This window comes from Pseudomonas sp. NPDC007930, assembly GCF_042958985.1.
Taxonomy (GTDB): Bacteria; Pseudomonadota; Gammaproteobacteria; order Pseudomonadales; family Pseudomonadaceae; genus Aquipseudomonas.
Window position 1 is genome coordinate 1 of the sequence record NZ_JBIBKC010000021.1, and the last position, 23,921, is coordinate 23,921.

The following is a 23,921-nucleotide window of genomic DNA, read 5'->3' on the forward strand; positions in this document are numbered from 1 at the left end:
CGGGGGCGGCCGGCTGTGCCGGGCGATGGGCCAGTCAGGTCATGCGCTCGGTAAAACCATCGGGAGAAACCGGGGCTTTTCACCCTCAATCTAGCGCTCTGATTGCTTAAGTGAACAGTATTACGATATAGGGCCAATTATTCTCCAGCCCTATGATCATGTAACCTCTATAATAATCCATATAGGGTTACAGTGCTTTCGCCACTCCTTCCGGCTCTACCCGTGGCGCCACCTTGCGCCCGTCGAGCACCTGCGCCAGCCGGGTGCGGTCCAGCGCGCCGACCCAGCGGGCGATCGCCAAAGTGGCCACGCCGTTGCCGATGGTGTTGGTAATCGCCCGCGCTTCGGACATGAACCGGTCGACCCCCAGCAACAGCACGATACCCGCCACTGGAATGGTGCCCAGGCTGGCCAGCGTGGCCGCCAGGGTGATGAACCCCGACCCGGTCACCCCCGCGCTGCCCTTGGAGGTGAGCATCAGCACCGCCATGATGATCAACTGGTCGCTCAGCCCCAGCGGCGTGTTGGTCGCCTGGGCGATGAAGGTCGCCGCGGCGGTGTAGTAAATCGCTTGGCCGTCGGGGTTGAAGGTCAGCCCGGCCGGGATCACCATGCCGGCCACTGGCTTGGAGCACCCGGCGTTCTCCATTTTGCGGATCATCTGCGGCAGTACCGACTCACTCGAGCTCGTCCCCAGTACGGTGAACAGTTCCTCCTTCAGGTACTTGAGCAGCTTCCACAGGCTGAACCCGCAGGCACGGCAGATCGGCCCGAGAATCAGCGCCACGAACAACACGCAGGTGAGGTAAAAGCACGCCATCAGCTTGCCCAGCGAGAACAACGAGCCAAAGCCGTACTTGCCGATGGTGAAGGCAATGGCGCCAAACGCCCCCAGCGGGGCCAGGCGCATCACCATGTTGACGATGCCGAACATGCCGTTCATCAAGCTGGTGAGGGTGTCGGTGATCAGCTTGCCTTTTTCGCCGCAACGGGCAAGGGCCACGCCGAGCAGGATCGAAAACAGCAAGATCTGCAGGATGTTGCCCTTGGTGAAGGCATCGCCCAGGGTGTCGGGGATGATCTGCAGCATGAAGCTGATGAACGAGTCGTGCCGCGCCGCTTCGGTATAGGTCTTGATCGATGACGCATCCAGAGTGGCCACGTCGACGTTCATGCCGGCGCCAGGCTTGACCGTGTCGACCACCACCAGGCCGATCACCAGTGCCAGGGTCGAGACCACTTCAAAATAGATGAACGCGCGCAGGCCCACCCGGCCCAGCTCCTTCATGTTATTCATCTTGGCGATGCCGGTCACCACGGTGAGAAAAATCACCGGCGCCAGCAGCATTTTGATCAGTTTGATGAAACTGTCGCCGATCGGTTTGAGGGTTGTGGCGAAGTCTGGGTACAGCACGCCGAGGATGGCACCCAGGATCACCGCCAACAGCACCTGCACGTAAAGTTTGCTCAATACACGCTTCATGGGGGTTCCGCTCTTGTTATTGTGGTCGGAAACACGCCCTGGCCAGCCGCGCGAGGGCTGGCGCAGGTGGGTGCGCGGTCAGCGCCGCAGCAGTTCGATCACCGCGTCGGTGACCTGCGCGGTGGTCGCCGTGCCGCCCAGATCAGGGGTGTGCAGGCCGCTGGCGGTCACCGCTTCGATGGCCTGCATCAGGTGGCGGGCGGCGGCCGGCTCGCCGAGGTGTTCGAGCATCAGCGCGGCGGTCCAGAAGGTCGCGATGGGGTTGGCCACGCCCTTGCCGGTGATGTCGAAGGCCGAACCGTGGATCGGCTCGAACATCGACGGGAAGCTGCGCTCCGGGTTGAGGTTGGCGGTGGGCGCGATGCCCAGGCTGCCCGACAGCGCCGCGGCCAGGTCAGACAAAATATCCGCGTGCAGGTTGGTGGCCACGATCACGTCCAACTGCGCCGGCTTGAGCACCATGGTGGTGGTCACCGCGTCGACCAGCTCGCGGGTGGTGCGCACGTCGGGGTAATCCTTGGCCACTTCGGCGAATACTTCGTCCCAAAGCACCATGCCGTGGCGCTGGGCGTTGGATTTGGTCACCAGGGTGAGGTGCTTGGCTGGGCGGCTGCGCGCCAACTCGAAGGCAAAACGATGGATGCGCTCCACGCCCACCCGGGTGAAGGTCGACACCTCGGTGGCCACCTCGATCGGCAGGCCCTGGTGCACCCGCCCGCCGCTGCCGGAGTATTCGCCTTCGGAGTTTTCCCGCACGATCACCCAGTCGATTGCCTCACCGTTGTGCAGTGGGCTCTTGACCCCCGGTAGCACCCGGGCCGGGCGCACGTTGGCGTACTGGTCGAAGCCCTGGCAAATCGGCAAGCGCAAGCCCCACAGGGAGATGTGGTCCGGCACCTGCTGGCTGCCGACCGCGCCGAAGAAAATCGCGTCGGCCTGCTTCAGCTGGGCCAGGCCGCCCTCGGGGATGTAGTGCCCGTGCTTGAGGTAATAGGCCGAGTCCCAGGGGTAGTGGGTCACCTCGAAGGCAAAGCCGCCCAAATGCTGGCTCAAGGCCTCGAGCACCTGCAACCCGGCGGCGATCACTTCCACGCCGATGCCGTCACCGGGTACCGCGGCCAATTGATAGGTTTTCATGGGGTAAGCCCTGTTGTTGTTGGAGGTGGCCGCAGTGTAAGTGGTGAAAACAAGGCTATGATTCACCGCAAATAACAACTTTAGTGAATTGAAGTTACTAATGAGCCAAGACCTCGCCTTCTTCAACCTGCTGGCCCGCCACGGCAACCTGGCCGCCACCGCCCGCGAACTGGGCATTACCCCACCGGCTGTGAGCAAACGCTTGGCCGCACTGGAGCAACGCCTAGGTGTGCGCTTGGTCAACCGCACCACCCGCAGCCTGGGGCTGACCCCGGAGGGCGAACTGTACTTCCGCAATGCCGGGCGCATTCTGGGCGACATCGAAGCGCTGGAGGCGCAGGTCACCAGCAGCCGAGGCCAGCCCAAGGGGCTGTTGCGGGTGAACGCCTCGCTGGGCTTTGGCCGGCGCTACATCGGCCCGGCGCTGGCGGCGTTCATTGACCAGTTCCCGGAAGTCGAAACCCAACTGTTGCTCAGCGACCACCCACTGGAATTGGCCGCCCATGGGCTGGACCTGGGCATCCGCTTCGGCACCCTGCCCGATGCCGGCTACCACGCCCGGCGCATCGCCAGTAACCGCCGGCTGCTATGCGCCTCGCCGCTGTACCTCGAACGCCACGGCACGCCCCAGCGCCTCAGCGAACTGGGCCAGCACAATTGCATCTACCTTTGGCAGAACGACAGTATTCACGGCGTGTGGGATTTCGCCGAAGGCAGCCGCACTCGCAGCATCAAGGTGCGCAGCAACCTGAGCTGCAACGACGGCGAAGTGGCCCTGAACTGGGCACTCGAAGGCCGCGGCATCTTGCTCCGGGCCGAGTGGGACATCGCCCGCTACGTGCGCAGCGGCCGGCTGCGGCTGATCCTGCCCGACGCCCAACCGCTGCCGGCGGATGTGTTCGCGGTGTATGCCGAGCAGCATCACCTGTCGGCGAAGGTGCGGCATTTCATTGATTTTCTGGTGGAGCGGTTTGCGCGGGTGGATAGCTTGGGGTGAGCAGCGCCCCGGCAAACTGCCCCGCCTGATCATCCGGCACGAAATCTGCTTACCCTAGGGGCTGTTGCCGTTTCAGCGCGAACCGCGTTACTGCGGCAAATCGTGTCAGCCAAGGCGAAGGACGTAGAAAATGGTTACTCCCTTTTCAAGTCCTTCAACGCAGGCTGGCACGATTTGACGCGTAACCCGTAGGGCCGTGCCTGTTTTGCCGCATGCAACGCTCAAATTGCTGACGTAGAAAGGCGGCAAAGCGGGCCTCGGCGCGGTCGTGATGAAACGGGAACAGCCCCTAGCCCAACCATACGCGCCACAGAGCGCGCCCTTTGCGCTCCTGACTACGCCAGTGGCGCTTTTCGAACAGGCCGCCATGGCCGACTGCCGATAATCGTTACATTAATTGTCTGGAGTACGCGCATGGCCACCCCTGCACACGGGCCCGTTTCGCCCGCCACGCTACGCAAGGTGATCGCCGCCGCGGCGATCGGTAACTTCGTCGAGTGGTTCGACTTTGCCGTTTACGGTTTTCTCGCCACCCTGCTCGCCAAGCTGTTCTTTGCCGGTGAAGCCACCGGCGTCGCGCTGTTGAAAACCTTCGCGGTGTTCGCCGTGGCCTTTGCCCTGCGCCCGCTGGGGGGGATTTTCTTTGGCGCGCTGGGCGACCGCCTGGGGCGCAAGCGGATCCTCTCGTTGACCATACTGCTGATGGCCAGCGCCACCACCATCATCGGCCTGCTGCCAACCTACGCCAGCATCGGCGTACTGGCGCCGATCCTGCTCACCCTCACCCGCTGCGTGCAAGGGTTTTCCGCCGGGGGCGAATACGCCGGTGCCTGTGCCTACCTGATGGAGCACGCACCGCGGAACAAGCGCGCCTGGTATGGCAGTTTCGTGCCGGTGTCGACGTTCTCCGCCTTTGCCTGCGCCGCAGTGCTGGCCTATGCGCTAGACGCCAGCCTGTCGCCCGAGGCGATGGCCAGTTGGGGCTGGCGCGTGCCGTTCCTGGTGGCTGCGCCGCTGGGCATCGTCGGCCTTTACCTGCGCTGGCGCATGGAAGAAACCCCGGCGTTCCAGGCCGCCCAGGCCGAAGACGACGTGGTCGAGCACTCGCCGCTCAAGGAAACCCTGCGCAACCATGGTGGCGCGATGATCTGCCTGGGCGCGTTCATTTCGCTCACGGCGCTGTCGTTCTACATGTTCACCACTTACTTCGCCACCTACCTGCAACTGGTCGGCCAACTGACCCGCCCGCAGTCGCTGCTGGTCTCTACCGTGGCGCTGCTGTTCGCCGCCGCGGCCTGCCCACTGGCCGGGGCCTTCTCCGACCGCGTGGGCCGGCGCAAAACCGTGGGCTTTACCTGCCTGTGGCTGATGCTGACGGTGTTCCCAGCGTACTGGCTGGCCAGTTCGGGGAATATCGGCGCGGCGATTTTCGGGGTCATCCTGCTGGCCATCGGCGCCTTGCTGTGCGGCGTGGTGACCGCGGCGCTGTTGTCTGAAACCTTCCCCACCCGCACCCGCTACACCGCGTCGGCAATCACCTACAACGTGGCCTACACGATCTTCGGCGGCACCGCGCCGCTGATGGCCACCTGGCTGATCGACCTGACCGGCAGCAACCTGGCGCCGGCCTTCTACCTGGTGCTGATCGCCCTGCTGGCGATGGCGGGCGGCCTGGCGCTGCCGGAAACCTACCGTATTTCGCTGCATGGCGAGGCGGATGAGGCGCAGCCGGGGGAGCAGCGGTTGGCCTGAGGCTTGGGCGTGGGCCGCATGAAAATAGCGGGCTGGCCCTTCGTTCGGCACCGCCGGGCGAGCGCCTGATCAGATGCATATTGTGGCGATTTTTCCCTGGTCATTTAGCGAGGAGCTCTGCTGGTTTTGTGCATGAGCTTCAGGGCCTATCGCCCGGCACAGCCGGCCTCCCACGGGTTGTTTTTTGCTGCGTAAATCAATGGTTTACACAAATCTGGTGGGAGGCCGTGGTCCGGCACTCCGGCTGTGCCGGGCGATGGGCAGGCAGCTCATGCGCTCAGTAAAACCACCTGAAGCCATTAGGGCGTTTCACCCCCGATTTGGCGCTCTGATCGCTTGAGTGAACAGCATTACCCTAAAGCCCTAGCTTCTCCCTCAACTGCGCCTCGCTGTTGGCCCCCCCGAGCGGCCCGCCCGGCAGCCCCTCGTTGGCCCGCGCCAGCGGCACCAGCACCGGCACGAAACCGGCGTCGCGCACCAATTGGGCGCCCACCTGCCGCGCCCGGGCATCGTCGGCGAAGGTGGGGATCGCTACATTCCGCTGGGCCTGGCTTTTCATCGCCCCATAACCGATGGCATTGAACCCGCGCACCAGCGCCGCGCCGGGCAGGTAGCGTTGGTCTGCCTGGGCCACGCCTTCGGCCAGCGCCTGGCTGCCGACTTCGCCATCGCGGCCGCTGAAGGGGTTGCTGGCGCTGAACACCACCTTGCCCTGCAGCTTGCCCTTGAGCTGCTCGCTGATCGCTGGCATGGCGCCATAGGGCACCGCCAGTACCAGCACGTCGGCCCAGGCGACGGCATCGGCCACCGAGCCGGCGCGGGCATTGGGCCCGGCAGCCTTGGCCAGGCTGGCGAGCTGTTCGGGGTGGCGCGAGGAAAACATCACCGGGTGCCCGGCCTGGGCCCACAGGGTGCCCAGGGTGCCGCCCACATTACCCGCGCCGACCACGCCGATCTTCAGGGGGTCGGCCACGGCCTGGCTGGCCCACAGGGCGAGCGCGGCGAAGGCCAGCAAGAGGATTTTGCGCATGGGGAAGGCTCCTGGCTGAAGGAATACATTCCTTCACCGTAGCCAAGGCTCAGCCCGGTAACCAGTTGGGCGGGGTTTGGGTGAACAACGACCAGGCGATCAGCAGCAGGTCGGCAACGAACACGACCAGCAATAGCGGCAGCAGATAACGGGGCATCACGATCCTTGTGGCAGGGAGCCGTCCAATTGGCCGATAGCATTGTAACATTGCGTTGCAGAGGTGTATGCAACGCGGCAATGGCGCTTGGACCGGCCATTGCCGCCGTGGTTCTCCGCTCAGGGGGCCGTGGCCACGCAACCGCCGGGAGCCAGCGAGGGGTCGCTCAGGCTCGCCACGCTGCACGCCCACGCGCCCTCCTCGCTACGCTCCCAGGCCAAGCGCGCGCCGCGCACCGCCGGCGGTGCGTTTTGCACCTCGCAGGTCAGGGTGCCGGCGCCAGTGTCATCGAAGGCCGCCGTGAGCGCGCAATGCGCCGTTAACGGCCGCGCCCCGGGTAAATCATCGATACCGCCGAGGCGGCGGCCATCGTTGAGGTGGGTTTCCGCCACGCTGCGCAGCGCCGCGACCTCAGCCAAACCGGCGGCGAGCTTGCCACGCGCCTGGTAGGCGCTGTAAGCCGGCAAGGCGATTGAAGCCAACACCCCGATGATTGCCACCACCACCATCAATTCGATCAGGCTGAAGCCGCTGTTGCTGTGTTTCATCTTGCCCACTCCCTGGACGCGCAGCAAAAGCGCTGCGCCAAAGCTCTGGCAAGGGCGATGCCAACCGCCCTTTCCCTCGGTTTCACGGGGTAACGCTGCCCTGAGCCAGGCCAGCGCCAGTGCCCGGCGCCGTGCCACGCCCTACTCTGGCAGCCGCCATGCCGCGCCAGCCGCGGCGGTAGTGTCTTGAAGCATTTCCCTGCTGGCCAGGCCCAGCGCGCTTTTGGCAGAGTGCGGGCCCTTTTTCTACCCCTCAGGCAGGTCAACGATGGAGCAAGGCATCAGCCTGGAAATGGCCGAGCTACTCACCGGCTGCAGCCGGCGCACCTGGTGGCGGCGCTTGCAGCAAGGCCGCGTGCAGCGCGTAGCCGGCAGCGATGCCCGTGGCCGCACGCTGTTGCCACTGGCCGCGGTATTGCCGCTGCTGCCGCTGCGCCTGGCCGCGGCAGACACCGCGCTGGTGCACGCCGCCGACCGCGGCGATGCGCAGGCCCTGAACGAATTGGCGCAATTGTTCGCCCAGGCCGCCCACTGGGCGGTGGCCGAACAACTGTGGCTGGCGGCGGCGCGCCGCGACCATGCCGACGCCATGCAGCAATTGGGCATGCTGTACCTGCGCGACCGCCGCAGCCCAGAGGGCAGCCGCGCCCTGGTGTGGCTGGCGCGCGCCGCCGAGGCCGGGCACCCGCTGGCGTGCGCGCAGTTGCGCGGGCTGTGGCAGGCATTGCGGCGGTGAATTGCGCTGAACCCCCCGTGCGGCGGCGTGGTCCACTCAGTGATCCACCGGTGCGCTTGCCGCGCGCCGCCTGCCTAGCGCGTTACGGGTTGTACGCCTGCTCAACCACGCAGTCACTTTGCCAAAGGACAAACGATGCCTACCCAACCCAAGACCAAGATCCTAGTCGTCGAAGACGAACAGATCATCGCGGAACTGATCCAGGTAGCCATCAAGGATGAAGGCATACAAACCGAGGCCTTCGAACGGGCCGACGACGGCATTGCCTACCTGCGCGCCCATGCCGACGAGGTGATGCTGATCATCACCGACGTGAAAACCCCCGGCCAAGCCGACGGCGTGGCGCTCACGCGGTTCGCCCACGAGAACTGGCCACAGATCCCGATCATCATCAGCACCGCGTTCGCCCTGCCCGATGACATCACCGCGCTGCACGGGGTCGGGGTGCTGAAAAAACCCTGGAACATCGAAGAGTTGGTCGACGTGGTGCTCAAGGGCGCGCAACAACCGTCGATCAAGGGCATCGGCATCAGCTAGGCGGCGTGACCACCCATCGGCGCGTGGCCCGGGCGGCTGTCTTTACCGGCGAAACGCTGCTCCACTCAACGGCGTACTCTGCTGATCAGGAACAGGCTGTGGAAACTCTAGAGGTCGCCCTTGCGCAGCTGGACCCACCTTTGAAGCACCGGGTCACGTTCGAAGAGCAGGTGATGCACCTGCAGTTGATCGACCCGGGCGCCAAGGCTGTGGTCAGCCGTGTGCTCAAGCCCCAGGAGTATCAGAACCCCGAAGTGTTTTATCTGAAGGTGCTGCACGCGATCAATGAAATCCGTGGGTTAGGGTCCCACGCGCCGTTGGTGTTCATGCGCCAAAACGAGGATAAAACCCTTGACTGGGAGCAACGCTAGGCCCACCACCGCCCCTGCCGGGCGTGCCGACGCCGCCGGGCCGGCCCCTTCGCGCGCCGACCGGATGGCGCGCAACATGCTGCTGGCTGACGGCCGCTCGGTGCACCGCGACAGCGTTGAGCGCTACCTGGCCGCCATGGCCCAGGCGCTCTGCCACAAAGAATGCGCCGACAACCTCAACCGCGCCGAAGGTTACCTGGCCTGCCTGCTCAATTGTGGGTTGATCGACGACAGCCAGCACGGTGAGGCCCAGGGCCGCCTGCGCCAAGCCCACGAGGCTTGGCGGCAAAGCCGCAGGCTACCGGGATATTAAGCGCTGCTGGCAGGGCGCTCGGCGTTGCGTTGGTGTTGCACCTGGGCCACCACCGCCAGCAACTCGTTAAGCTGCAGCGGCTTCTGGATGTACTGCACACCGGCGGGCAGGTTGAGTTTGTCGTCCTGCTCGTAGCCGCTCATCACCAAGGCCTGCACCGCGGGCCACTTCTGCCGCACCAGCTTGACCAGCGCCAGGCCGTCGAGCTGGCCGGGCACCACCCGGTCGGTGATCAGCAGGTCAATCGGCGCCGCGCGCTGCAGCAGGGCGATCAGGGCGTCGTCGGCCGAGCCGAAATCCAGGCATTCGGTGCCGAGTTCTTCGATAAGGCCGGCCAACACCCGCCTGAGCAGGGGGTCGTCTTCGACCAGGGCAACCTGAATAGGGATGATCACGTGATGACTTCGCTCATGTCCGTATGAGGCCAACAGGGCCCAGCCGGTGTATTACGCAGGAGAACCTGGCCATGGATACCGAAACGGTACGCCGCCAAACGATACCACGGTAACGCGTGCCGGGCAGCGCCGATCTTGCCCACTCGCGGCGTGCCGATCAACGGTCATTGCATTGATTGCCCTAGCGGGGAGGCAAAGCCGTGAGAGGGTGGCTACAGTCACTCAGGCACTGGCATTCACACACAGGAGTACACATGGCCGAGGGCGTGCTGTTCGAAGGACCTTTTTTTGATCGCGTGCTGGCCCAGGAACCACTGCTGGGCGCGACGTTCTTCAATTACGGCACCTGCACGATGCTGTTCGAAAAAGCCGGGCGCATCTACCGCTTGACCCGTGAAGGCTGTGGCCACCAGTTTCTGGTGGCTGCCTCGGAGCGGCGGGTGCCACACGTGGCCCGGGTGATCTACGACTACGGCGCGGTGGCGCCGTCGGACGAAGGTGCCGGCGAGTTCTACTGGTTGGCGGAGGTCGAGCGGCTGGTCGAACTGGACCCGGCCGACGCCCGCGTCAGCCGCTTGCAGGCCGCGCTGGACAGCATCGCCGACCGTGCCCACTGGGTGCTGTTCAGTGACCTGCCGGCGTTGATCCAGCGCTGCCACCTCAAGGGCCTGAGCACCCCGGAGTTTCGTGGGCTGCTCAGCGCCTGGGGGCACGCCGCGCGCTTTGGCGTGGAGTTTGGCGCCGATGTCGACCTCAGCACGCGTAACGTGATGCTGCGCCCGCACACCGGCGAATGGGTGATCAGCGCGCCGCTGGGAGGCAGCTTCTACCCGGTCGGTGGCCAGCTCGATTCCTGAGCGCTGCTGATTCAGCGCAAGCCCTAAAACCCGCGCGCGGTGCCCACCCATGGCGCACCCGCGCACCAGCCTGGGGAACCCCCGGCAGTTGTTGAGCAAAGCTCAACACCCCCTGCGAAACCATGGTTTGCCGCTGCCGCGCGGGCGGTGCTGAAATGCCCTGGCCACCCCTCTGGATCAGGAAACCTTCGCCATGACCGCACCTGTCGTGTCTCCGGGGCTACGCCCGGAACTTGCCCGCAAGATCATCTGGCGCCTGGCACCGTTGCTGGTGCTGATGTACATGTTCAACCAGCTCGACCGGGCCAACGTGGGCTACGCCTCGCTGACCATGAACCAGGACATCGGCATTACCCTGGCCCAGTACGGCCTGGGCACCAGCCTGTTCTTCCTCGGCTATATCCTCTTCGAGATCCCCAGCAATCTGTGCCTGCATCGCTTCGGCGCGCGGGTGTGGATGGCGCGGATCATGATCACCTGGGGGTTGATCAGCGCCGCCTCGTGCCTGATCAGCAACGCCAGTTGGCTGTACACCGCGCGCTTCGCCCTGGGCGTGGCCGAAGCCGGGTTCTTCCCCGGGGTGGTGTATTTCCTCACGCTATGGCTGCCCACCCGGGATCGGGTCTGGCTGATGTCGCTGTTCATCATGGCGATCCCGCTGACTGGCATGCTCGGTGCGCCGGTGTCGACCTGGCTGATGCAAGAGGCTTCGCTGTTCGGCATGAGCGGCTGGCGCAGCATGCTGCTGCTCGAAGCGCTGCCGGCCACCCTGATGGGCGTGGCGGTGTTGTTCTGGCTGCCCGACAGCCCGCAGCGCTGCGGCTGGTTGAGCGCGGCCGAACGCAACGAGATCGAACAGGCCCTGGCCGCCGACGCCCGGCGCCTGCACAACCCGATGGAAACCAGCGCCAGCCGTGTACTGCGCAACCCACGAGTGTGGGCATTGGGCCTGGTGTACTTCGGCATCAACGCCACGATCATCAGCCTGTTGTACTTCCTGCCGCAGGTGGTCAAGGGCTTTGAGGCGACGTTCAATGTGAAGTACAGCGTGTTCCAGGTTGGCCAGCTCACGGCCATACCGTTCACCGCGGCGATCATCGCCATGGCGCTGTACGGGCAGTACGTGCGCAAGCGCAACTTCAGCGTGGCATTCGTGGCCGCGCCGATGATCATCAGCGCCGTGGCCCTGGCCAGCGCGCTGTACCTGAACACCCCGGTGCAAACCCTGATTGCTTTCTCCGTGGGCGCCACGGGCTGTTTCTGCAGCATCAGCACCTTCTGGCAATTGCCGCCGCGGCTGCTGGCCGACCGCGCCGCGGCCGCCGGCATCGCGTTGATCACCTCGATCGGCGTGGCCTCCGGGCTGTTCGTGGGCTGGTTCATCGGCGCGGTAAAAGACGCCACCGGCTCGTTCAACCTGGCAATGCTGGTGATCGCCGGCTTCATGACCCTCAGCGCCATTCTGGTGCTGTACCTCGAAGGCCAGCGCCGCGCCCATCTGGCGCCGAGCAACGGTTGAGCGCCCCTTTAACCCGCAGTTGAGCACAGCCATGAACAACCCCGCAGACTTCTACATCCCTACCCCTCTCGGCGGCGCCCTGCCCGCCCCGGAGGTGTTCACCGACATGGCCCAGGCCCGGGCCCAGCGCAAGGCCAGCCTGGCCGCGGCATTCCGGGTGTTCGGCAAGCTCGGCCTGGCCGAAGGCATCGCCGGGCACATCACCGTGCGCGACCCGGAGTTCGCCGAGCACTTGTGGGTCAACCCCTACGCGGTGCACTTTTCGCAGGTCCAGCCGGATGACCTGATCTGCATCAGCGAGGCCGGCGAGGTGGTCCATGGCAGCGGCCCAGTCAACGCCGCGGCGGTGGCGATCCACTGCGGCATCCACCGCACCCAGCCTGGGGTGGTGGCGGCCGTGCACACCCATTCAGTATACGGCCGGGCCTTTTCGGCGCTGAACCAACCGCTGTTGCCGCTGAACCAGGAGGCCTGCGTGTATTTCGAGAACCAGGTGCTGTTCCGCGGCGATGTCGTCGTGCTGTCGGGTGATGAAGGTGAGCGCCTCGGCCATGCCCTGGGCCAGTGCAAAAGCGCGATCCTGCTCAACCACGGCCTGCTGACCGTGGGCAGCTCGGTGGAAGCCGCCGCCTACCGGTTCATCGCCATGGAGCGCTGCTGCCAGATCCAACTGCTGGCCCAGGCCGCCGGCCCGGTCGAAGCCCTGCCCGCGGAGGAAGCACGGCAGGTGAAGGCACAGATCGGCTCCGACTACGTTGCCTGGTTGGGCTTTCGTGGCCTCATGGCCGCGCACCTGGAAGGCGGGGCCCCTGGCGTTGCGCGTTGACCTCCTGCTGGTAGGCCTGCACCGCCTCCAGCAACCAGGCCTCGAACAGCCTGAAGGCTTCGTTGAGGGCGGTGTGGTCGGGGTACACGCAATAGATGAAGTCCGGGTTGGGCAGGGTCACCGGGTGTGCCTGGCACAGCCGCCCCTGGCGCAACTCACGCCAGATCAACGACCGCGGCAGCAACGCCACGCCCAAGCCCTCGAGGGCGGCGTTGATGGCCATCACGTACATCTCGAAGCGGTGGTCGATACCGTCATCCTCCGCGGCCAGGCCGGCGCTCAGGCCCCAGTCGCGCCAGGCGTTGGGGATGTCGCGCAGGCTGATGCGCGGCAGCCGGGCGATGGCTTCCAAGGGCAGGCGGCCCTGCCCGGCCATCACCGCGGGGGCGCACACCAGCAGCAGTTCGTCGTCGTTGAGCAGGCAACGGCCCTGCATGCCCGGCCACACCGCGCGGCCGAAATACAACGCCGCGTCGAAATTCGAATCATTGAAGAACAGCGGCTGGTCGCGGCCCAGCAGGTGCAGGCGAATATGCGGGTAGCGCGCGTAAAAGCCCTTCAGCCGGGGGATCAGCCACTGCGCGCTGAAGGTCACGCCAATCGCGATATCGAGGCTGATTTCGCGGCTTTGCCGCACCAGTTGCACGGTGTCACGGCGCAGGTGCTCAAGGTGGATGCGCACCCGCGCGGCATAGCGCGCGCCGGGGTCGGTGAGGTACACCCGCTGGCGCTCGCGGCGAAACAACGTGACGGCGAACAGGGCCTCGAGTTCGTTGATGCTGCGGCTGATCGCCCCGCTGCTCAGCGCCAGTTCTTGCGCCGCCTTGGCGAAGCTCTCGTGCCGGGCGGCGGCTTCGAAGGCCTGCAGCGCCCCCAGGCTGGGAATACCGTTTCGCACCTAATCGCCTCTTTTCACGGGGTTTTCTGTTGTATCGCTACGCAAGGAGCATGCCAGTGGCAGCTCCCTGCCCTATTGAGGAACCGGCATGCCCTCGTACCTTGACCCCTTGAGCCTTGAGCAGGCCGCGCTGGCCCGCCAATGGCGCCACGACCTGCACGCCCACCCGGAACTCGGCTACCAGGAGCACCGCACCAGCGCGGCGATCGCCGCGCTGCTCGAAGGTTTTGGCTTGAGCGTGACCCGCGGCCTCGGCGGCACCGGGGTGGTTGCCACCCTCACCCGCGGCGCCGGCCCGGCGATCGGCCTGCGCGCCGACATCGACGCTTTGCCCGTGCAGGAAACCGGCAACGCCGCGCACGCCTCGACCCACCCTGGCTGCATGCACGCCTGTGGCCACGACGGCCACAGCGCGATCCTGCTGGCCACCGCCCAGCACCTGAGCCAGGCCAGCGACTTCAGCGGCCAGGTGCATTTTATTTTCCAGCCCGCCGAAGAAACCGGCGCCGGCGCCCGGCGGATGATCGAAGACGGGCTGTTCGAGCGCTTCCCGATGCAGGCGGTGTATGGCCTGCACAACTGGCCAGGGTTGCCCCAGGGCCAGGTGGCGGTCAACCCGGGGGCGATGATGGCCTCGCAAGACACCTTCGAGATCGTGATCGAGGGTTCCGGTGCCCACGCGGCGATGCCCGAACGCGGCAACGACCCGGTGGTGGTCGCCACGCAGATGGTCAGCTCCTTGCACACGCTGGTGTCGCGCCGGGTATCGCCACTGGACGCAGCGGTGCTGAGTGTGACCATGATCGAGGCCGGCACCGCCTACAACATCATCCCGCATACCGCCACCCTGCGCGGCACCGTGCGCTGCCTGGCGCCGGCGGTGCGCGAGCGCATGCGGGAGATGGTCACCACCCTGGGCGAAACCCTGCCCCAGGCCTTTGCCGCGCGCGCCACGGTGCACTACCGCGAAGGCTACCCAGTCACCCTGAACGACCCAGCCTGCGCCGCGCGGGTACGTGAGGTGGCCACCGCGCTGCTGAGCGAGCACAACGTGCAGTGGGCCGGCAACGCCTCGATGGCCTCGGAGGATTTCGCCTACCTGCTGCAGGCCTGCCCAGGGGCGTACTTCTGGCTCGGCGCCGACGGCGCCGAGGCCTCCAGGCCACTGCACCACCCGGCGTATGACTTCAACGACGAGCTGATCGGGCTGGGGGTGCGGCTATTGTGTGGGGTGGTGGGCAGTTATCAGCTGTAGCGCCGGGCCCAACGTCAATAGTCACAGGCCTTGCACCGCGCTTTCATGCACGCCAGGTAATGTGCCTGGGCCTGGTTGGCCACGGTTTTATCGGTGATGGTGCGGTCGCGCCGCACCCGCGCCGCGGTGGGAAAGGCCTGCTCGGTCTCGATCCGGCAACTGGCAACCACTTGCCGGTCCTCGGCGCTCAGCTCATCGAGGGGTTTGCCCTCGCCCGGCTTGGGCAGCACTACCCGGCCGAACACCAACTGCGGCTTGGGCCCACCGTGGGCCTTGGCCCAGGCTTGCAGCTCGGTTTCGTCGAGCAACTGCGGGTAGCGTGAATCCACCCGTACCTGGCCGTTGTTCTGCGCCATATCGAGCAGCGCGTTGGCCATTTTCATCGCATAGGCATGAAACGTCGGGCGGATGAATTCCGGCATGGCGTAGAGGTCGTCGAGCTGCTTGAACGCCTGGCCGTTGCTCAGCGCCGAAGCGATCGACACCTGCGCGGTGTACTGCCCGAGCAGGGCCGTGTCGCGGCGTTCGCGGGCCTGCTGGTAGCGGGCGAACACCGCCGGCAGGTCTGGTGCATTGCTGGGGGTTTGGCGCAGTGTTTCCCGGGCCTGCAGGTACTCGGGCACCACGGTTTTGAGGTCTTCGGGCATGCGTGCCTGCAGGGCCTCACGCGAGGCGTTCAGGCGCGCGTTGTTCTCGCACGTGCTCAGGCACATTTGCTGCTGGGCAAAGTCGCCGCTGCAATAACAATCGGCCTCGGCGGCGGCGGGTGTGAGCAGGATGAGCATCACGAACAGCACCCCCAGGCAGCAATGGCCCAGGGGCAAGGGGTGGGTGGGCGTGAACATGGCTCGGCCTCGCGGATGGGAAGGCAAAGGTGGCCTGACCCTCGCCGGGCACGCCGGCAACGCGAGACGACGTCAGTGCAACGGTAGCGCCAGCGGCGGCGCCGAACCCAGTGTAGCTCAGCCCCCAGCCCGCGCCATGCAGCGCGCGCGGCGTTCGTCTACGCGCTGGGCGAACCAGGCGGTGGTCAGTTGCCGGGTGATCTTCGGGCTTTGCAGGGTGATGCCCGGCAGCACCGCCCGCGGCAGCGTTTGCCCGGCCACCTGGTCGGCCAGTTCGAACACCCGGCGGTACAGCCCGGTGCCCTCGAAACCCGCTTCGCTGCCCTGCTCCAGGGCGGTGCGAATGGCCGCGTCGCTCATGTTCAGCCGGCTGCCCAGCGAGCGCACCGCCAGTTCGGTTTGCCCAGGGCTGGCCGAGGCGTAGTTGATCAGGTCGCCATCGAGCACCAGCCGCGCCTTGACCAAGCGGTTCAGCGCGGCCTGGAACGCGGCGTTGCGGCTGGCGTAATGGCCGGCGTTGTAATCGGCGAAACGGTACAGCGCCTTGGGGTAATTGGCCGGGTAACCGAGCAGGTGCGCGGTGCCGAAGTACACCCCGCCGCGGCGGCTGAATACCTCCTGGCGCACACTGCCGGCCCGCGGGTACGGGTAACCGCCGCTGTGCTGTTCGGCGAACGCCACCGCCACCTGCATCGGCCCGCCGGTGTGCACCGGGTTGAGCCGGCCAAACAGTTGCTGGCCCAGCGGCACCTGGCCGATGAAGTCGTCGAACAGCTCGCTCAGTTCGCGCTCCGAGCGCACCCGCGCAATGCGCTGGGCGTAGCTGCTGCCGTGGCTGGACGGCAAGCTGAGCGCCGCGCTGACGACAAACGCCGGCACGTGCAAGCGCGCGGCGCGGCGGTTGATTTCTTCGCGGGCGATGCGGCCCAGCCCGGGCACCTGGGGGTCGGCCTGGAAGTTGGATTCCTGCTCGATGACGGCAATCACCGAACACAGGTTCTCGACGCTGGGGTTAAGCCCCTGGGCCTCGAACGCGGCCTGGATGTCTACCGCCCAGCCGGCGCGGTCGCTGGCGCTGCGCGGCAGCAGGCGCTCAACCTGGCTGCGCACCTGCTCGGGGCTGGGCGCGGCCGGTTGCGGCTGGCGGCTACAGCCGGCCAACCAGAGCAAGGCCAGCGCCAGCATGGCAGGCCAGGCGCGGCTCACCCCTGGAAGCTCCAGCGCGCCGCTTCGACCACCTGGCAGAACGGCCCGGCGAGGGTCGCGTTGTGGTGGGCGATGATCGCCTCGGCCGCCAGTTGTGGGGTGTTGGCGCAGGAATGGCCGTCGGCGATCAACACCGCGGCAAAGCCTTCATCGCGCAGGGCGCGGCAGGTGCTGTCGACGCAATACTGGGTTTTCAGCCCCGCCAGCACCACCCCCGTCACGCCGCGGGCGCGCAATTGCTCGGCCAGGCCGGTGCCCGTGAAAGCGTTGGGCCGGCGCTTGTCGAACACCACCTCATCACCGCGCAGGGCTAGCTCGGGGGCGAGCTCAGTGAGTGGGCTGCCCGGCTCGATCGGCGAACCTACCGGGCCCAGGTGGCGGGCGATGTACACCGGCGCACCGGCGGCGCGGGCCTAGCCCAGCAGCCCGTTGAGGGTCGCCAGCAGGGCCTCGCCGCGCCACAGCGGGTCTGGGCCATGAACCAGGCCAACTTGCACATCGAGAATCAACAACGCGTACATGGGTGCATCTCCTTGCAATGAGCCGGCGATACACGGGCATAAAAAAGGCCCGTTCCATCGCTGGCGGGCCTTTGAAGTACGTTCGCTACCGGCTCACGACACCTCGCACGCGCCGCCCTGGGCGGTGGTGGTGGTAGTGGGCGTGGTGTGGCGGGCACTGTTCATGGCTTGACCTTAACCGTAACGGTGGGCGGCTGGCAAGCGCGGCGGGCGGTTAAGGGCCACATGCCAGAGCGGGCGCAGTCCAGTATGCTGTGCGTCCCCGTTGCCGCCAGAGCCCCGCGCCCAGCATGACCGCCGAGCACCCGCCCCACGCCCCCGAGAAAATCACCCGCGGCACCTCGGCGTTTCGCGCCATTGCGCTGTGCATGACCCTCGCCGGCCTTGCCACCTTCGCCCTGATGAACTGCGTGCAGCCGTTGATGCCGCTGTTCACCCAGGCCTTCAGCATCAGCCCGGCCCAGGCCAGCCTGTCGCTGTCGGTGAACATCGGCGTACTCGCCCTGCTGATGCCGTTCGCCAGCCTGGTGTCCGAGCGGGTGGGCCGCAAGCCGGTGCTGGTCACCTCGCTGATCAGCTCCGGGGTGATCTGCATCGCCTCGGCCAGCGCCGACAGCTGGAACACCTTCTTGATCTACCGCGCCCTGCAGGGCGCGGCCTTCAGTGGCGTGCCGGCCATTGCCATGGCCTACATCGCCGAGGAAATTGCCGCGTCGGATTCCGGCTATGCCGCCGGGGTGTACGTCAGCGGCGCGGCGCTGGGCGGAATGGCCGGGCGGGTGATCGCCGGGTTCGTCGCCGACGCCTGGGGCTGGCGCGCCAGCCTGGTGTTCATCGGCGTGGTCGGGGCGCTCTCGGCGCTGTTGTTCACCTGGCTGCTGCCGCGTTCGCGGCACTTCATCGCGCAGCGCTCGAACCTGCCCGAAGTGCTTGGCCACTACCGCCATCACCTCGGCCAGCGGCCCTTGCAGCGGGCGTACATCAGCGGCTTCTGCATGATGGGCATCCTGGTGATGGTCTACAACTTCCTTGGCTTTCGCCTCACCGCCGCGCCGTTCAACCTCAGCCAAACGGTCACCGGCTCGTTGTTCCTCACCTACCTGGCCGGCATCTATGCCTCCACCCGCGCGGGCCGCCTGGCCGACCGCTTCGGCACCCGGCCGGTGACCCTCGGCTCGCTCGGGTTATGCGCGGCCGGTGCGCTGTTGATGGTGGTGCCGCAGGTGGTGTTTATCGTGGTCGGGCTGGTGCTGTTCACGGTGGGCTATTTCGCCACCCATGCGGTGGCCAGCGGCTCGGTGGCGCGGCATGCCAAGGTGGGTAAATCCCAGGCCTCGACGCTGTACTTCGCCTCGTTCTACCTGGGCGGCGCGGTGCTCGGTTGGGCCGGTGGGTTCGCCTGGGCGCACTTTGCCTGGTGGGGGGTCACGGCCCTGCTCGGGGTGGCGATCGCGGTCACCTACGGCTTCGGCCTGGCCACCGCGCCCAAGGGCGCTTAGCCCATCACCGCCAGCAGGCAACGGCGGAAATCCGCCACCCCAGGCTGCGCGCCGGCCGCCAGCCGCAGGCACACGGCGAACGCTGGCAACGCCGGCAGGCCGGCGCCCGCGCCGAGCGCGACCAAGCCGGCAGGCACCGTGGAGGCGAGCATGGCCGTCACCGCCAGGCCCACGCGCACGGTGCTGGCGGTGGCCTCCAGGCTGCCGTTCTCGAACAGCGTGCGCCAGGCGATGCCCTCTCGGGCCAACGCGCCGAGCAGCAACGGGCGGAAGGCGCAGCGCTCATCGACCAGCGACAACGGCAGCGGCCGCGCCGCCCAGGCGTGATGGGCGGGGCTGCCCACCCACACCAGCGCTTCGCTGCGCAGCACCTCGCCCTGGGCATTGCCGGCCAGGTACTCGACCAGCGCCACGTCGAGCTCGCCGGCCTTTATCGCGTCATCCAGCGCGGTGGACGGCGCGCAGTGCATGGCCACCTCAACCTGTGGGTGCAGGTCGCTGAAGGCCTTCATCGCCGGCGCCAGGGCGCTGATCAGGTCTGGTGGCGCACCCACCCGCAACTGGCCACGCAATGGGCCGCCAGCGGTACTGGCCCAGATCTGGTCGTTCAGTTCCAGCAATTGCCGCGCCTTCGGCAGAAACGCCTCGCCCTGGGCAGAGAGCTCCAATTGCCGGGGCTTGCGCACCAGCAACGGGCACGCCAGCGCCGCTTCCAGGCGCTTGACCTGCTGGCTCACCGCGCCCTGGGTCATGAACAGCAGGTTGGCGGCGATGGTCATGCTCCGGTGCTCGGCCACCGCAACGAAGGTGCGGACCAAGGCAAGATCAAGCGTGCGGCTCATGCTGGGATTACACGGCGTAATGTGGGGCATCAAATATATTCGGTTTTCTAATCCCTAGGCGAGCAGTAGCGTAACGCCACTCTTACCCACGGATGACCCCTGTGCCCAACCTGCTCCCGCTGTTGCTGTTCGTGGCCGCGGCCACCTTCTCACCCGGCGGCGCCACCGCCCTGGCCACGGCCTCGGGGGCACGCTTCGGGCTGGCCCGCTCGCTGCCGTTGATTCTCGGCATCGCCGCGGCGTTGTGGCTGCTGGCGGCCCTGGCCGGGCTGGGCCTGGGCGAACTGGTGGGGCAACGGCCGGCGCTGCAATGGGCGTTGAAGCTGGTGGGCAGCCTGTACCTGTTATGGCTGGCCTGGTTGATCGCCCGCAGCGGCGCGCCAGCCTCCGGCGCGGCGGTGGCCAGGCCACTGGGGCTGGGCAAGGCGATGCTGTTGCTGCTGGCCAACCCCAAGAGCTGGGCGATGACGGTGAGCGCGGCGGCGGCGTTTTCGCCGTTGGCCAGCAGCCCCTACCACCTGGCGCTGCTGCTCGGCGCGGCGTTTGCGCTGGCGGCTTGTGTGTCGCTGGGGCTGTGGTGCGCGCTGGGTGTGCTGCTCGCCCGGCGCCTGCGCAGCGCCTGGCAGTGGCGGCTGTTCAATGGCTTGATGGCGGCGCTGCTGGTGGTGTCGATCATCCCGATGTGGCGCTAGCCGCGCACCGCCTTGCGCAACACCCGCGACAGTTGCTCCACCGAGTACGGCTTGTGCAGCAACTCGAAGCCGTCGGTGCCGCTTTCGGCCAGCACATGGCTGTAGCCGGAGGTGAGCACCACCGGCAGCGCCGGGTACAACTGGCGCAGCGCATGGGCCAGTTCGATGCCGCTGGTGCCGGGCATGACCACGTCGGAGAAGACCACGTCGAAGCCATCCGCGCCTTCGCCCAGCACCGCCAGCGCCTCCCGCGCGCTGCCGGCCAGCACCGGGGTGTAGCCCAGCTCGGCCAGGGCCTGGATGGCAAAGGCGCCGACCTCGGGGTTGTCTTCGACCACCAGCACACAGGTGCCGTGGCCCTCTTCCAGCGGCACGTCGGCCGGCGCCGCGGGCGCGGGCTCCACCTCACCGGCAACCCGTGGCAGGTACAGGGTGAAGGTAGTACCGGCGCCAACTTCGCTGGCCACGGTCACTTCGCCGCCCGACTGCTTGGCGAAACCAAACACCTGGCTCAGCCCCAGGCCCGTGCCCTGGCCTACGCCCTTGGTGGTGTAGAACGGCTCGAAGATGCGCTCTAGCAACTGCGCCGGGATACCGCTGCCGGTGTCGCTGATCGCCACCGCCACGAACGGCCCGGTCACGGCCGGGTGGGTGCGCACCGCGGGCATCTGCTCCACCGCGCGCACACGGATGGCCAGGTGGCCTTCGCCTTTCATGGCGTCGCGGGCGTTGGCGACCATGTTCACCAGCGCGGTGTCGAACTGGCTCGGGTCGGCGTTGACCAGGCACGGCTGTTGCGGCAGTTCGGTCACGGTGGTAATCCGCGAACCGGTGAGCGTGCCCATCATCGTGCTCATCGCCGTCACGCTGCTCGAGGCGTTGAACACCGCCGGCTTGAGCGCCTGGCGGCGGGCGAAGGCGAGCAACTGGCCGGTCAGCTTGGCGGCGCGGTCAACCGTGTCGGAGATCGCCCGCACGTAGCGCTCGCGGCGCTCCTCGCTGAGGTTGGGGCGCAGCAACAGGTCGGTGGAGGAACGGATCACCGTCAGCAGGTTGTTGAAGTCGTGGGCCACGCCACCGGTGAGCTGCCCGACCGCTTCCATTTTTTGCGACTGGCGCAGGGCCTCGGCCTGCTCGCGCTCGACCGTCACGTGGCGGCCGGCGGCGTACACCCGGCCGTCCTGGAAGCTGCCGGTCCAGCTGAACCATTTGTAGCTGCCGTCTTTGTGCCGCAGGCGGTATTCGAAGGGGTTGGTCAGCGGCGCGCTGAAGATCCCCTCGAACGCGGCCAGGGTCGCGGCCACGTCTTCGGGGTGGGTGAAGTCGCTGAACGGCCGGCCGAGCAGTTCGGCCTCGCTCCAGCCCAGTTGCTCGGTCCAGCGGGCGTTGATTTCATCGAGGGTGCCCTGGGGCGAGGCGATCACCAGCAGCTCTTGCGACATCGCCCAGGCCTGGTCGCGTTCGCGGGTGCGCGTGGCGAGGCTTTCTTCGCGGGCTTTGTCGCCGCTGATGTCGCGCGCGCTGCAGTAGATTTTGCCCTCCTCCAGCACCGCCACCCAGGCCAGCCAGCGGTAGCTGCCGTCGCGGTGCTGGCAGCGGTTTTCGAAGCTGACGATCGGCCGGCCCTGGGCCGCCTGGGCGAACACGGCCTCGCTGGCGGCGAGGTCGTCGGGGTGCACGAACGACAGGAAGGTCGCCTGCAGTTCCTCGGGGGCCCAGCCCAGGGTGGTGCGCCAGGCCGGGTTGGAGGTTTCGATCATGCCCTGGGCGTTGATCACCGAGAGCAGGTCGGGGCTGAGCAGCCAGGTGCGGCTGCGCTCGGTGGCGCGCTCGTAGACCTTGCGCTCCAGCTCCAGGTTCAGGGCGTGCAGTTCATCCTTGCTGCGCCGCAGCTTCTGCTCCGAACGGTGCCGCTCGATGGCCAGCGCGGCGGTTTGCGCAAGCACGGCGATGGCCTCGACATCACGCGGGGTCGGTGCCCGCGGTTCGCTGTAGTACACCGCGAAAGTGCCCAGCACCACGCCGTCGGCGGCCTTGATCGGCATCGACCAGCAGGCGCGCAGGCCGTGTTCCAGAGCCAAGGCGGCGTAGTCGCGCCAGAGTGGGTCATGGGCGATGTCGTCTACGAACACCGGCGTGCCACGCGCCGCCGCGGTGCCGCACGAGCCAATCCCTTCGCCAATGGCGATGCCGTGAATGGCCTGGTTGTAGGCCTCTGGCAAGCTTGGCGCGGCGCCGTGCAGCATGTGCCCGCCAGCCTCGCTGATGAACAGCACCGACGCCCGCATGCTGGTGCTTTGCGCTTCCACCGCCAGCACCAGGTCCCTGAGCACCTCGGCCAGCGGCACACCGGCGGCGATCTGCCCGAGCACGCGGCGTTCGCGGTCGATCAACGCCTGAAGGGCGTGTTCACCTTGCAGCAGGTTGTAGTCGGGGGTGGGCGGGAGGGGTGTTTCTGCAGGCACGGGGGGGCTCGCTGGCGGTCGGGCAGTGGCGAGTCTAGACGAGCGGCGGGGTGGGAAGCCATCGCCGTGTATCGGTGGCCCCTCGCCCGGCGCAGCCGGCCTGCCATGGCGGAAGGCCACCCATGCCTCAATAAAACACCAGCGCCCGCACTTCAATACTACGCCGCGGTGGCGCGCTGGCAGGGGTGGCCGGGTCATCGAAGGCGGTGTGGGCGGTCAACCGCGCGCCGCCTTCGTGGCTGTCGTGAATCTTCAGCAACAGCACCTCCTCGGGCCGCAGCCGGGGGTAGTAGTACCAGCGGTGCGCCGGGTTGGCCCTGAACGAAAAGGTTTCGCCGACCTTGTCCGGGTACACCAGGTCGCTGGCGACGAGGTCTTCAGGCCGCACGGTTTGTGCATCGCACAGCGCCAGCGGCGTGCTGTACACCGGCGCGCCGATCGGCCGCCACACATTGATGATCGCGAAACGCTGCCCCGCGCGGTGTTCGGCCTCCTGCGCCGGCAGGTGGTCGAACACCCGGCGCAGGGCCGAGCGCGGGGTCTGGTCGTTGTGCACGTAGCGCACCGGCTCGCGCAGGCCTTTGGCCTCACGGCCGGGTTCGTCAATGCGCACGGTGTGGTCGAAGATCACCACCTTGGCCGCGCCGGTCACCGCCTTGAGCAGGTTTTCGGTTTCCGGGTAGTACTGCTCGATCACCTGGGCCGGGTCTTCGAGGTTGGCCACCTCGCTGGGCCAGTCGAGCCGCTCGAAGCCTTGCACGTCGAGCCGCGCTGGGCTGGCCAGCAGGCGCGCGTCGTGCACCGCCACCTGCACCGGGTGCGGGTCGCGCTCATGAGGGGTCGCGCCGGCGGGCGCGGCGGCGGCGCTGGCGTAGGTCACTGGCCGTTGGCCGGTGTCGCGCAGGTAGTTGACCGTTGCCCGCACGAACGGCGCTGCGCTGTTGAGGTTGCCCATGGGTCAGGCCTCCGAAGCCGATTAGGGGGTGCTGTTGAATCTACCGGCAGCGCGGGCGCAAAGGATAAGAACATCGGGCGCTATG

23 protein-coding genes and 1 pseudogene are annotated in these 23,921 nt (G+C 66.9%); 12 read left to right on the forward strand and 12 right to left on the reverse strand.

From position 1 onward, the window contains the following. Positions 1–187 precede the first annotated feature (187 nt). Positions 188–1,483, reverse strand: a complete 1,296-nt coding sequence (locus ACFZCE_RS24590; RefSeq protein WP_390943152.1) for a C4-dicarboxylate transporter DctA — start codon at positions 1,481–1,483, stop codon at positions 188–190. Positions 1,484–1,561: 78 nt separating this feature from the next. Next, complete coding sequence (locus ACFZCE_RS24595) at positions 1,562–2,620, reverse strand: tartrate dehydrogenase (RefSeq protein WP_390943153.1); 1,059 nt, start codon at positions 2,618–2,620, stop codon at positions 1,562–1,564. A gap of 100 nt (positions 2,621–2,720) precedes the next feature. Between ACFZCE_RS24595 and ACFZCE_RS24600 the strand changes: the two genes are divergently transcribed. After that, positions 2,721–3,617, forward strand: a complete 897-nt coding sequence (locus ACFZCE_RS24600) for a LysR substrate-binding domain-containing protein (RefSeq protein ID WP_390943154.1) — start codon at positions 2,721–2,723, stop codon at positions 3,615–3,617. Positions 3,618–4,031: 414 nt separating this feature from the next. Continuing rightward, the gene (locus tag ACFZCE_RS24605) at positions 4,032–5,369 is read left to right on the forward strand and encodes an MFS transporter (RefSeq protein ID WP_390943155.1); all 1,338 of its coding nucleotides are present in this window, start codon (positions 4,032–4,034) and stop codon (positions 5,367–5,369) included. 355 nt (positions 5,370–5,724) lie between these two features. On the opposite strand, the gene ACFZCE_RS24610 is transcribed toward ACFZCE_RS24605, so the two are convergent. Both ACFZCE_RS24610 and ACFZCE_RS24615 read right to left on the reverse strand, forming a co-directional pair. Continuing rightward, entirely contained in the window at positions 5,725–6,399 is a 675-nt protein-coding gene (locus ACFZCE_RS24610) for an NAD(P)-binding domain-containing protein (protein WP_390943156.1), read from the reverse strand. Positions 6,400–6,675: 276 nt separating this feature from the next. Further along, complete coding sequence (locus ACFZCE_RS24615) at positions 6,676–7,104, reverse strand: pilin (protein WP_390943157.1); 429 nt, start codon at positions 7,102–7,104, stop codon at positions 6,676–6,678. Positions 7,105–7,372: 268 nt separating this feature from the next. Here ACFZCE_RS24615 and ACFZCE_RS24620 point away from each other — a divergent pair, with 268 nt between their 5' ends. The 4 genes from ACFZCE_RS24620 (at position 7,373) to ACFZCE_RS24635 (ending at position 9,061) form a co-directional block, all read left to right on the forward strand. Next, positions 7,373–7,840 (forward strand): hypothetical protein, encoded by a 468-nt coding sequence (locus ACFZCE_RS24620; protein WP_390943158.1) that lies wholly within the window; start codon positions 7,373–7,375, stop codon positions 7,838–7,840. Between the two features lie 135 nt (positions 7,841–7,975). Continuing rightward, positions 7,976–8,377 (forward strand): response regulator, encoded by a 402-nt coding sequence (locus ACFZCE_RS24625; RefSeq protein WP_390943159.1) that lies wholly within the window; start codon positions 7,976–7,978, stop codon positions 8,375–8,377. A 98-nt stretch (positions 8,378–8,475) separates the two neighbouring features. Then, entirely contained in the window at positions 8,476–8,748 is a 273-nt protein-coding gene (locus ACFZCE_RS24630) for a hypothetical protein (protein WP_390943160.1), read from the forward strand. Beyond that, positions 8,729–9,061, forward strand: a complete 333-nt coding sequence (locus ACFZCE_RS24635; protein WP_390943161.1) for a hypothetical protein — start codon at positions 8,729–8,731, stop codon at positions 9,059–9,061. The genes ACFZCE_RS24630 and ACFZCE_RS24635 overlap by 20 nt, the downstream gene beginning before the upstream one ends. Here the strand turns inward: ACFZCE_RS24635 and ACFZCE_RS24640 are convergent. After that, positions 9,058–9,456 (reverse strand): response regulator, encoded by a 399-nt coding sequence (locus ACFZCE_RS24640; RefSeq protein WP_390943162.1) that lies wholly within the window; start codon positions 9,454–9,456, stop codon positions 9,058–9,060. The genes ACFZCE_RS24635 and ACFZCE_RS24640 overlap by 4 nt on opposite strands. A gap of 254 nt (positions 9,457–9,710) precedes the next feature. On the opposite strand from ACFZCE_RS24640, the gene ACFZCE_RS24645 reads away from it, so the two are divergent. The 3 genes from ACFZCE_RS24645 to ACFZCE_RS24655 all read left to right on the forward strand — a co-directional run bounded on the left by ACFZCE_RS24645 (position 9,711) and on the right by ACFZCE_RS24655 (position 12,658). Then, positions 9,711–10,313: a hypothetical protein gene (locus ACFZCE_RS24645; RefSeq protein WP_390943163.1), complete on the forward strand. Its 603-nt coding sequence runs from the start codon at positions 9,711–9,713 to the stop codon at positions 10,311–10,313. A 193-nt stretch (positions 10,314–10,506) separates the two neighbouring features. Then, the gene (locus ACFZCE_RS24650) at positions 10,507–11,832 is read left to right on the forward strand and encodes an MFS transporter (RefSeq protein WP_390943164.1); all 1,326 of its coding nucleotides are present in this window, start codon (positions 10,507–10,509) and stop codon (positions 11,830–11,832) included. 31 nt (positions 11,833–11,863) lie between these two features. Beyond that, positions 11,864–12,658 carry a class II aldolase/adducin family protein gene (locus ACFZCE_RS24655; protein ID WP_390943165.1) on the forward strand — a complete coding sequence of 265 codons (795 nt, stop codon included), beginning with the start codon at positions 11,864–11,866 and terminating at the stop codon, positions 12,656–12,658. Here the strand turns inward: ACFZCE_RS24655 and ACFZCE_RS24660 are convergent. Further along, the gene (locus ACFZCE_RS24660; protein ID WP_390943166.1) at positions 12,612–13,556 is read right to left on the reverse strand and encodes a LysR substrate-binding domain-containing protein; all 945 of its coding nucleotides are present in this window, start codon (positions 13,554–13,556) and stop codon (positions 12,612–12,614) included. The genes ACFZCE_RS24655 and ACFZCE_RS24660 overlap by 47 nt on opposite strands. Before the next feature lie 88 nt (positions 13,557–13,644). On the opposite strand from ACFZCE_RS24660, the gene ACFZCE_RS24665 reads away from it, so the two are divergent. After that, a complete protein-coding gene (locus ACFZCE_RS24665; protein ID WP_390943167.1) occupies positions 13,645–14,811 on the forward strand; it encodes an amidohydrolase in 1,167 nt (388 codons plus the stop codon). Positions 14,812–14,825: 14 nt separating this feature from the next. Here the strand turns inward: ACFZCE_RS24665 and ACFZCE_RS24670 are convergent, their stop codons facing one another. The 3 genes and pseudogenes from ACFZCE_RS24670 to ACFZCE_RS24680 form a co-directional block, all read right to left on the reverse strand. Further along, entirely contained in the window at positions 14,826–15,656 is an 831-nt protein-coding gene (locus ACFZCE_RS24670) for a hypothetical protein (RefSeq protein ID WP_390943168.1), read from the reverse strand. Between the two features lie 117 nt (positions 15,657–15,773). Next, a complete protein-coding gene (locus ACFZCE_RS24675) occupies positions 15,774–16,841 on the reverse strand; it encodes a DUF1615 family protein (RefSeq protein WP_390943201.1) in 1,068 nt (355 codons plus the stop codon). 17 nt (positions 16,842–16,858) lie between these two features. Further along, positions 16,859–17,383 (reverse strand): annotated as a pseudogene (locus ACFZCE_RS24680) (cysteine hydrolase family protein). A gap of 290 nt (positions 17,384–17,673) precedes the next feature. Between ACFZCE_RS24680 and ACFZCE_RS24685 the strand changes: the two are divergent. Then, entirely contained in the window at positions 17,674–18,882 is a 1,209-nt protein-coding gene (locus ACFZCE_RS24685; RefSeq protein ID WP_390943169.1) for an MFS transporter, read from the forward strand. On the opposite strand, the gene ACFZCE_RS24690 is transcribed toward ACFZCE_RS24685, so the two are convergent. Beyond that, positions 18,879–19,724, reverse strand: a complete 846-nt coding sequence (locus ACFZCE_RS24690; protein WP_390943170.1) for a LysR substrate-binding domain-containing protein — start codon at positions 19,722–19,724, stop codon at positions 18,879–18,881. The genes ACFZCE_RS24685 and ACFZCE_RS24690 overlap by 4 nt on opposite strands. A gap of 101 nt (positions 19,725–19,825) precedes the next feature. Here ACFZCE_RS24690 and ACFZCE_RS24695 point away from each other — a divergent pair, with 101 nt between their 5' ends. After that, positions 19,826–20,416 (forward strand): LysE family transporter, encoded by a 591-nt coding sequence (locus ACFZCE_RS24695; RefSeq protein ID WP_390943171.1) that lies wholly within the window; start codon positions 19,826–19,828, stop codon positions 20,414–20,416. On the opposite strand, the gene ACFZCE_RS24700 is transcribed toward ACFZCE_RS24695, so the two are convergent. Then, entirely contained in the window at positions 20,413–22,881 is a 2,469-nt protein-coding gene (locus tag ACFZCE_RS24700; protein ID WP_390943172.1) for a PAS domain-containing protein, read from the reverse strand. The genes ACFZCE_RS24695 and ACFZCE_RS24700 overlap by 4 nt on opposite strands. Before the next feature lie 127 nt (positions 22,882–23,008). Continuing rightward, the gene (locus ACFZCE_RS24705) at positions 23,009–23,836 is read right to left on the reverse strand and encodes a CmcJ/NvfI family oxidoreductase (protein WP_390943173.1); all 828 of its coding nucleotides are present in this window, start codon (positions 23,834–23,836) and stop codon (positions 23,009–23,011) included. Positions 23,837–23,921 lie beyond the last annotated feature (85 nt).